Source organism: Candidatus Roseilinea sp. NK_OTU-006 (genome assembly GCF_012931985.1).
In the GTDB taxonomy this organism is placed as follows: Bacteria; Chloroflexota; Anaerolineae; order J036; family Brachytrichaceae; genus JAAFGM01.
Window position 1 is genome coordinate 145,261 of the sequence record NZ_JAAFGM010000004.1, and the last position, 9,351, is coordinate 154,611.

The 9,351-nt window shown below is 65.2% G+C and carries 7 protein-coding genes; 2 read left to right on the plus strand and 5 right to left on the minus strand.

The annotated features are described in order from the left end of the window. Positions 1–43 precede the first annotated feature (43 nt). The 3 genes from GXH28_RS04235 to asd form a co-directional block, all read right to left on the minus strand. A complete protein-coding gene (locus tag GXH28_RS04235; protein WP_169237764.1) occupies positions 44–1,351 on the minus strand; it encodes a M16 family metallopeptidase in 1,308 nt (435 codons plus the stop codon). Positions 1,352–1,458: 107 nt separating this feature from the next. Continuing rightward, positions 1,459–2,790, minus strand: coding sequence for a UDP-glucose dehydrogenase family protein (locus GXH28_RS04240; RefSeq protein WP_169237765.1), 1,332 nt, complete (start codon positions 2,788–2,790; stop codon positions 1,459–1,461). 16 nt (positions 2,791–2,806) lie between these two features. After that, positions 2,807–3,898: an aspartate-semialdehyde dehydrogenase gene (gene asd / locus GXH28_RS04245; protein ID WP_169237766.1), complete on the minus strand. Its 1,092-nt coding sequence runs from the start codon at positions 3,896–3,898 to the stop codon at positions 2,807–2,809. A gap of 83 nt (positions 3,899–3,981) precedes the next feature. Between asd and rfbD the strand changes: the two genes are divergently transcribed. Together rfbD and GXH28_RS04255 are read left to right on the plus strand one after the other, a co-directional pair. Further along, positions 3,982–4,887, plus strand: a complete 906-nt coding sequence (gene rfbD / locus GXH28_RS04250) for a dTDP-4-dehydrorhamnose reductase (protein ID WP_169237767.1) — start codon at positions 3,982–3,984, stop codon at positions 4,885–4,887. A gap of 128 nt (positions 4,888–5,015) precedes the next feature. Continuing rightward, positions 5,016–6,347 carry an ABC transporter ATP-binding protein gene (locus GXH28_RS04255; RefSeq protein ID WP_169237768.1) on the plus strand — a complete coding sequence of 444 codons (1,332 nt, stop codon included), beginning with the start codon at positions 5,016–5,018 and terminating at the stop codon, positions 6,345–6,347. Between the two features lie 249 nt (positions 6,348–6,596). Here the strand turns inward: GXH28_RS04255 and GXH28_RS04260 are convergent, their stop codons facing one another. Together GXH28_RS04260 and GXH28_RS04265 are read right to left on the minus strand one after the other, a co-directional pair. Continuing rightward, positions 6,597–6,749 carry a hypothetical protein gene (locus GXH28_RS04260; protein ID WP_169237769.1) on the minus strand — a complete coding sequence of 51 codons (153 nt, stop codon included), beginning with the start codon at positions 6,747–6,749 and terminating at the stop codon, positions 6,597–6,599. Between the two features lie 104 nt (positions 6,750–6,853). Beyond that, positions 6,854–9,343: a choice-of-anchor Q domain-containing protein gene (locus tag GXH28_RS04265; RefSeq protein ID WP_169237770.1), complete on the minus strand. Its 2,490-nt coding sequence runs from the start codon at positions 9,341–9,343 to the stop codon at positions 6,854–6,856. Between the last annotated feature and the right edge of the window lie 8 nt (positions 9,344–9,351).

Below are 9,351 nucleotides of genomic sequence, written 5' to 3' on the forward strand. Positions count from 1 at the left end.
GCCGCGCGGCCTCGACCGATGCGTCGGCGTGTTGTAAGCTGCTCTATGCGCTGCCATTCGCCTTGTCCTGCCCCAGATAGCAGCCGACGGTCACGTTGTCGCGCGTGAGATACCGATTGGCGACGCAAACAACATCCTCCGGCGACACCCGCATCAGCCGCTCTAAAAAGGTGGTGAACCACGTGTAATCCGCGATCACCTCGCTGAAACCCAGCCAGAACGCCTGGCTGGTCGCCGTTTCGGTGCTGAAGACCAACTGCGCCCGCGTCTGCTTGATCGCCTTGTCCAGCTCGGCGCGCGTCACCCCGTCGCGCCGGACACGATCCAGCTCGGCCCACACTTTCGCCTCCACCTCGGCGACTTCTCGGCCGGCCATCACCGTCGCCTGCAAGGTGTAGAGGAAGGGATCGAGGGTGGGCACGAGGCTGCCGCTGACATCGGCCGCATAGCCGCCATCCACCAACGCCCTGCTTAGCCGGCTGCTGCGATTGTTGCCGCCTCCGCCGAAGAAAGATAATCCGTTTGCGCCGCACAGCACTGCGTCGAGCGCGACGAACGCCATGTAGTCCGCGTGCGTCGCTGCGGGCGCGTGAAAGGCCAAGGTGAGATAGTCGGTGTCGCCTTCCCCGCGCACCACGACGCGACGTTCGCCCCTCTGCGGCGGCTCAACAGCGGCCACCGCGGGCGCCGGCGGCGCCGGCTTGAGCCGGCCGTAGCGGCGCTCGATGTGCGCGAGGATGTCGCGCGCGTCGAAATCGCCGGCGACGGCGATCACCGCGTTATTCGGCGCGTAATACCGCCGATAGTAAGCATACACATCGTCGCGCGTGAGCGCTTGCAAGTCACACGCATAGCCGATGATCTCGTGCCCGTAGGGATGCACCTTGAACGCCGCAGCCTGGATCTCCTCGCCCAGCCGGAAGGCGGGGTTGTTCTCGTACATCTGCCGCTCATTCAGGATGACGTCGCGTTCGAGCGCCACTGCGCGGCTGTCGAAGCGCGCATTCGTCATGCGGTCGGCTTCCAGATCCAAAGCCAATGTGAGTTTATCCGCGGGCAGGGTCTCGTAGTACGTCGTGAAGTCGAGCCAGGTGAAGGCGTTATTCACCCCGCCGTTGCGGCTGATCAAGCGGTCGAGGTCGAATTCGGAGTACCGGCGGGTGCCTTTGAACATCAGGTGTTCCACCCAGTGCGAGATGCCGGTGATGCCGCTGTGCTCGTTGCGTGAGCCGACGCGATACCACACGCTCAGCGCCGCAACCGGCGCAGCGTGCATCTCCTTGGCAATCACGCGCAGGCCGTTGGGCAGTTTGGCGCGCACGATGCCATCGCCCACGCGCGCAACTCGCATACGCGCCGGCGTTCTGCTCGTCTTGCTGCTTCGCTTTGCCATATAGCCAGGCCACGGCTCGGTCAAAGAGGCGCAAAGGCGCGCCAGCCCACGCGCCACGTCGCTGCTCAATACCCTCGCCCGACGCCGCGATAGATAAATCCAAGTTCGCGCATCGCGGGCGGATCGTATAGATTGCGACCATCCACGATGACCGGTTGCTTCATGATTCGCTTAATGCGCGCCAGGTCGAGATTCTTGAACTCATTCCACTCGGTCGCCAGGATCAACGCGTCACTTCCCTCGGCCACCTCGTAAGCATCGGCGCATAGTTTGACGTTGTGCAGCACTTTGGCCGCATTCGGCATCGCCACCGGGTCGTAGGCTTTAACCGTGCCGCCATCCGCTTGGATCATGCGGATGATGTCAATTGGCTGCGACTCGCGGATGTCGTCCGTGTTGGCTTTGAAGGCCAGGCCCAAGACGCCGATCGTCTTGCCCTCCAGCCGGTTCAGATGCGTGCTGTTGTTGCCCACCAACGCGCGCACCTTGGCCACGATGCTGCGCCGCGCGTCCGCGTTAATCTGCATGACGGCTTCGAGCAATTGAGGATGCTTGCCCTGCACGTTCGCCATGTGCGCCAGCGCCTTGACGTCCTTCGGGAAGCACGAACCACCATAGCCCAAGCCGGCGTCCAGGAAGGCGCGGCCGATGCGCTTGTCATAGCCCATGCCGGCGGCCACCTCTTTCACGTCAGCCCCGAGTGCCTCGCAGATGTTGGCGATCTCGTTGATGAACGAAATCTTCGTCGCCAAGAAGGCGTTGCTCGCATACTTGATCATCTCGGCCGTGCGCGGGTCGGTGATCATGATCGGACCGCGCAGCGGCAGATAGAGCTGCGCGACTTTTTGAGCCGCCTCCTCGTCTAATGAGCCGAGCACAATGCGATCGGGGTTCATGAAGTCGCTGAGGGCCGAACCTTCGCGCAGAAACTCTGGATTGCTGACTACGCTAAACGGGATCGGCTTGGGCTGTTTATTCCTCACGATATCGGCTACCCAGTCGCCCGTGCCCACCGGCACCGTGCTCTTATTCACGATGATCAGCGGATGATCCATGGTCTGGGCGATCATCTCGGCCGCTGCGCGCACATAGCGCAACTCGGCCTCGCCATCCACCCCCGTCGGCGTATTCACCGCGATGAAGACCAATTCTGCGGGAGCTTCCGGGCAGTTGAGCGCTTCGGCATACGATGTGGTGAATGAGAGACGGCCGGCAGCGAGGTTGCGGCGCACGACTTCTTCCAGGCCGGGTTCGTAGATGGGCAGAATGCCCTGCTTGAGGTTCGCGATGCGTTCCTCGTTCACATCTACGCACGTGACGCGGTTGCCCAAATCGGCAAAGCACGTCCCTGTGACCAAGCCTACATACCCCACACCAATCACTGCGATGTTTTTCATGCTACGCAGCCCCCACTCATTTATCCATCAGGCCCATCCGCCAGGCGAGTTCGGCGTTCAACACGCTGCCGCCCGCCGCGCCGCGAATCGTGTTGTGCGCCAGTGTGACAAATTTGACGCCACAATCGCCGAACAGCGGCTCGCGGCGCACCCGCCCCACGACCACACTCATGCCCCCGACCGGTGAGCCGGCCAGCCGGTCGCGCCGCGGCTGAGGGCGATCGGGCTCATCGTGGACGATGATAGGACAGTCCGGCGCGCTGGGCAGTCCGGCAGTTTGCGCGCAGCGAAATTGGCGCATCACGCGCGCAGCCTCCTCCGGCGCGACGGGGCGCTCCGTCTCCACCGACATGGTCACCATGTGGCCGTCAATCACCGGCACACGGTTGCAGTGCGCGCTCAGGCCAAAGCTGGCCTCTCGGATCGCCCCCCCGTCCAAGCGGCCCAACAACTTGCGCGCCTCGGCTTCTAATTTCTCCTCCTCATTTTTGATGTAGGGCAGCACATTATCGGTGATATCCAGCGACGGCACGCCGGGATAGCCAGCCCCGCTGATCGCTTGCATCGAGACGCAAAATACGCGCCGCACACCGAAAGCGTCGTACAGCGGCCGCAGCGTCATCGCCGGCCCGCTCACCGTGCAGTTCGTGTTACACACGATGCCGCCCATCCACCCGCGCTTTTGCCGCTGATGGCGCAACAGATTTAAGTGCTCGGCGTTGACCTCGGGGATGACCAGGGGCACATCCGGCGCCATGCGATGGTAGGACGCATTGGAAAACACCAGCACGCCGGCCTGAGCAAATGCCGGCTCGGCCACCGCCGCAATCTCATTGGGCAGCGCGCTAAAAACCGCCCGCACGTCCGGCGCAGCGCGCAAAACAGCGTCGGGATCGGCAGCCAGCAGCGGCATGTCCCGCACCGCTTGAGGTATCTCGTCCTCCACAACCCAGTGCGCAGCGTCAGCATAACGCTTGCCTTCGCTGCGGTCAGAAGCGGCTAATGCAGCGATCCGAAAGGTAGGATGATCTCGCAGCAACTGAACGAAGCGCGCCCCGACAACGCCGGTCGCGCCAAGAATAGCCACAGGAACTTTGTTGGTGGACATGCGCAAAGATGATACCGCAACCGCTTCGGCGATAATGCGCAGCGCAGGGGCCAATGGCCCCTGGCGCTCAGTCGTGTGAAGTCATGAAGATCTTGTTAATCGGCGCAAACGGTCAGCTCGGACGAGACTTGATGGCGGCGCTCGCCCAGCATGACGTGCTGGGCACGGTGCGCGGGGCGATCACGGCGGATGATTCCGAGACCGATCGGCTTTCTCCCGTCGCGCTCGACGTGTGTGACGCGGTCGAGGTGCGCGCCACCATCGCCGGCTTCTTGCCCAATATCGTGATCAACTGCGCAGCGTATCACCGCGTAGATGACATTGAATCGGACGCCTCGCAGGCGCTGGCCGTGAACGCGCTGGCGGCGCAGCGACTGGCGCTGGCTTGCCGCGAACTGGACGCCGCACTGCTACACGTCAGCACCGACTACGTGTTCGACGGCGCCAAGCGCGCGCCATACGTCGAGACCGACCTGCCCAACCCGCTCAGCGCCTACGGAACCAGCAAGCTGGCCGGCGAGCTGCTCATCCGCGCTGCATGGCGCAAACACTACATCGTGCGCACCTGTGGCTTGTACGGCCTGGCCGGCGCCAGCGGCAAAGGCGGCAACTTCGTCAACACCATGCTGCGACTCGCCCAAGAAGGCCAGCCCATTCGCGTGGTCAACGACCAGACCTGCACCCCGACGTTTACTAAGGACTTGGCCCAGCAGATCGCCCGGCTGATCGAAACTGAGGCGTACGGCGTTTATCACATCACCAACGCTGGAGCGTGCACCTGGTATGAATTTGCTTGCGAGATCTTTCGCCTGGCCGGCCTGCAGCCGGATGTGCGACCCATCACCAGCGCCGAGTTCAACGCGCCGGCGCGCCGCCCGCCCTACTCCGTGCTCGAGAACGCCGCGCTTAAGGCGCTGGGCATAGACCAAATGCGCCACTGGCGCGAGGCGCTGGCCGAATACATCTCGCTGAAGGTAGCCCAGAGGTGAGGCGCACAGCCGCCGGCTCCGGATGCGCAACGCATCGGGCCGGGCATCCGCAGGCCAGCCAGCCAGCGCCTTCGCGTCCAGCGCACGCCGATCGGTTATACTCGCCGCTTGATCGCCTATCTGGAATAATGTCCAACGCCATCGAGTTCCATAACGTCTCAAAATCCTTCCGCATAGATCGAGACCGGCCGCGCACCTTCCAGGAGCTATTCATTCAGCTCTTTCGGCGCAGACGACGAGACGCCGGCATCTTCTGGGCGCTGCGCGACGTGAGCTTCACCATAGAACGGGGCAGCAGCGTTGGCCTGATCGGCACAAACGGCGCCGGCAAGAGCACGACGCTCAAACTCATCAGCCGAATCATCCAACCGACGCACGGCCAGATCACGGTGAACGGCCGGGTGACGGCGCTGTTGGAGCTGGGCGCCGGCTTCCATCCAGAATTGAGCGGCCGCGACAACATCTACCTGAACGGCGCGGTGATGGGACTCACGCGCAAAGAGGTGGATGAGAAATTCGACGGCATTGTCGAGTTCGCCGAGCTGGAGGACTTCATCGATGTGCCGCTCAAGGACTACTCCAGCGGCATGCAGGCTCGCTTGGGATTCTCTACAGCCATACACTTTGACCCCGAGATCGTGTTGCTGGACGAGGTGCTTTCGGTAGGCGACCAGGCCTTCCAGCAGAAATGCGTGGATCGCATCCGCCGCCTGCGCCGCAGAAAGGTCACGATGCTCTTCGTCTCGCACAGCATCGAGATGGTGATGAGCAACTGCGACAAGGCGATCTGGCTTGACCGTGGCCAGTTGCGCATGGCCGGCGACGCGATACGCGTGTGCAACGCCTACCACGAGTACTCGCTGATCAAAGCGGCTGAAGCACAAGCGCAAGACACGGACGACAACGCCGACTTCACTCAGAATGGCTGCTCGGACGCGCATCCGATAGACGGGTTGAACCGGGAAGGCCGGCTCGGCAGCGGCGAGGCGCGCATCACCAAGGTGGAATTTCTGGATGTCGCCGGACGCCCCAGCCGCTTTACGCGCACCCACGCCAAATTCACCGTGCGGCTGCACTACCGCGCCCGCCGCCGATTGGAGCACATGTTGTTCGGCATCGCGTTCTTTCATGTGCAGACCGGCGCACGTTTGGCCGGGCCAAACAATGTGTTCGGCAATTACTTGATTGACGAGATCGCCGGTGAGGGATACGTAGACTACACTATCCACGACTTGCCCTTCCTGCCAGGGGACTACGAAGTAGACGCGTCTATCTACAATGAGGCCGATACACATCGCTACGATTACTGGCAACGATGCGCCCGCTTCACCGTCTTGCCGGGCGGTACTAACGAACGCTATGGCCTCATCGCACTGGAAGGAGACTGGCTGCACACCCCTGGGCTGCCTGAGCCGGCACCTCGCGCGCATCCGGACGAAGTAACGCGCGTCGCGCCCTGAGACGCCACCGAGCAGCCGCCCCATGAATCCATTGCCTTCTGACGCTTCACACTTCGACGTCCGCTACCACGCAACCGGCTGCGCATCCCCCAAGCGACATTCAGCCGCGCACCGTGCTCGACGCCGGCTGCGCGATGGGCTTTTGGGTCGAGGTGCCGCGCACGCGTAGCGTGCAGGCGTGGAGCGCGGATATCTCCGAGTATGCTACCGGCCAGGTGCAGGCCGCCGCCGCGGCATTGTCACGCCAGATCACCCCTGAGCCGTCCACACCCCCCAGCCATACGCGCCGCCGCGCAGCATGGCCGCCAGGTAAATCTGCTTGTCAAACGATGCCGCGCCGTGTCGGGTTAACAGCGCCTCGAAATGCGCAGAAGCACGGGCAGGCCCGCGGTCGTCAGACATGATGCGCGGATTGTATCGAGCGCCCGGCCAATCGTTCGGCTTGCCGCAGCATCCCCGGCCGAACCCATCGCCGATCACGGGAACATGCGGCATCGCAGCACACCTCATCGCACTGCGCGGGGCGCAAACACCCGCCGCAGCACAATCTCCGACTCAGCGTAACCGATGTCCGGCGCGTTGCCCTGCGGGCGCGGCCGGCCGAAGTAATCGGCGCTCACGCCCTCCGGCGCGCCGCCGTCAATCGCCAGGCTTACCGGCGCCAGCGCGTAATCCACCACGTCCACGAAACGCGCCGGCCCGATGAACAGCGGCCCAGCCAACATCACAGTGCCGCTGAGCGGCGCGCTCGCCCCGCCGATCAACACATGCGCCACCTGCGCCGCCCCGCCCAGCCGCGCCACGCCCACCGTGTGCGAGGCGATCAGCGTGTTGGTCAGGTATACTGCGCCGGCGTTCACGCGCACCGCTTCGGCGCCGACCAGCATGGGGCTGACCAGCGTGGCATGCAGCAAGATCAACGCGTCGTCGCCGCCATCGTGCGCCGCGCACACCGCTGCGCCCTGCCCGGCTGCGTTGCCGGCCCACAAGCTGTTCACCCAGCGCGCGCGGCCCCCCACCGTCATGCCGGCCAGGTGCAGGCCGCCGCCGCACCGCGCCGCGGCATTGTCACGCCAGATCACCCCTGAGCCGCCCACCGCCCCCCAGCCATACGCGCCGCCGCCGTGCTCGGCCGCGCTATTGCCGATAAAGGCGCTGCGTGTGATGATCGTCGCGCCGAACAGGGCCGCCCCGCCGCCCGATCCGTTGATGGCCAGCACAGCCAGCGGCGCGAACGCTTCTCCGCTCGCGCCGGCCCAGGCCGGCCCGCTCCCGCCCAGCGCGCGGTTGCCGGCAAACGCGCTGCCGCTGATCGCCGCCGTGCCGAGCAACAGCGCGCCGCCGCCATTGGCCAGCGCGACATTGGCGGTGAACGTCACGGCTTCCAGCGCAGCCGCGCCCAGGGCGTACATCCCGCCGCCTTGGCGCGCGGTGTTGCTGAGGAACTGCGCCTCGCTCAGGCCGGCTGCGCTGCCGGCATACACCCCACCGCCAAAGCCTTGCGCACCCATCGCCTGATTGCCGACGAAAGTGACCGCGCTCAGGGTCACCGGCCCGGCGACCGAGAGGCCGCCGCCCCGACCGGCAGAATTGCCGATCCAGGCGCTCCTGCTCAGCGCCAGCGTTGCGCTCACGTGCGCCCCGCCGCCGGCCACACCGGCGGCATTCGCCGTGAAGGTGAGCGGCCCCTGCGCCAACAGGTTTGCCGCAAAGAGCGCCCCTCCCCCCATGCCCTGCGCTGTGTTGCTCATGAAGGCCGCCACGCTCAACGTCACCGGCTGGGCAAAAAACGCCCCGCCGCCGGAAGCCCCGGCCGTGTTGCCGCTGAACTGCGCTTCGCTCAGGTCGGCGGCGCCGCTGACGTATAACCCGCCGCCCTCCTGCTGCGCCCGGTTGCCGACAAACGTGACGCCCTGACCTTCCAGCCGCGCCTGGTTAAACGCAAACGCCCCGCCGCCCCGCTCGTCGGCGGTGTTGCTCACAAAGGACACATTGCGCAACGCAGCCAGATCGCCGAAGAAAGACTGGTTGAAATACGCGCCGCCGCCGTGCATGGCCGCGCTGTTGCTGTAGAACGTGGTGTCGGTCAGCCAGGTGACCCAGTTGAAATGCGCGCCGCCGGTGCTTAGCACAGTAGCCTGATTGTGCGCAAACGTCACGTCCTGCGCGTGCGTCTCGTTGCTGAAGATCGCCCCGCCGATGCCCCGCGCGATGTTGTGGGTAAAGGTGACGTGGCGCAGCGTGGCGCGGTTGTCAAAGCGCGCGCCGCCGGCCTGGGCGCCGGCCGCGTTGCCGGCAAAGGTGCTGCTCGACACAGTGGCCGGCGCGCTGAAGCCAAAATTCGCCCCGCCGCCATAGCCCGCGCTGAAATCCGTCACGGTGTTGCTGAGGAACGCCGATGCAACAATCCAGACCTCGGCGTTGAACGAGGCCCCGCCGCCGCGATAGCGCGCGACGTTGCTGACGAGCGCGCTGTGCGTCACCGTCGCCGGCCCGCCCACGTACAGCCCGCCGCCGGCGCCGTTGGCGGCCTCGCTCCCGCGGATCACCACGTTGCTGATCACCCCCGCCGACTCCAGCGCCACCCCACCGCCGGACTCAAACGGGTTGGTCCAGCGCCCGCCCCGCACGATCAGGTTCTCCAGCGTAAGCGGCTGCGTGGCATACACCACCCGGCCGGCCTGCTGCGCATCCAGCACGGTCGGGTGCGCGTTCGGATCGCTGAGCGCCCAGTTCGTGAGCGTGTAGCCGCCGCGCAAGGTGAGCGGCTGGCCGATGGCGACCACCTGCGCGCCGCTCACACCCGCGCACACGCCGGCGACTTTCACCACATCGCCGGGCGCCGCCGCGCCCACCGCATCACGCACCGCCTGCGCGTCGGGGCTGGAGTACACCGTCGTCCCGTCAATCGTGGCAAAGCACTGCTGCGCCCTGGCCGTCTGCACGCCCAGCCCCAGCGCCGCAGCCAGCCCCGCGCCAACCCACAGCAACTTCATTCCGTGTC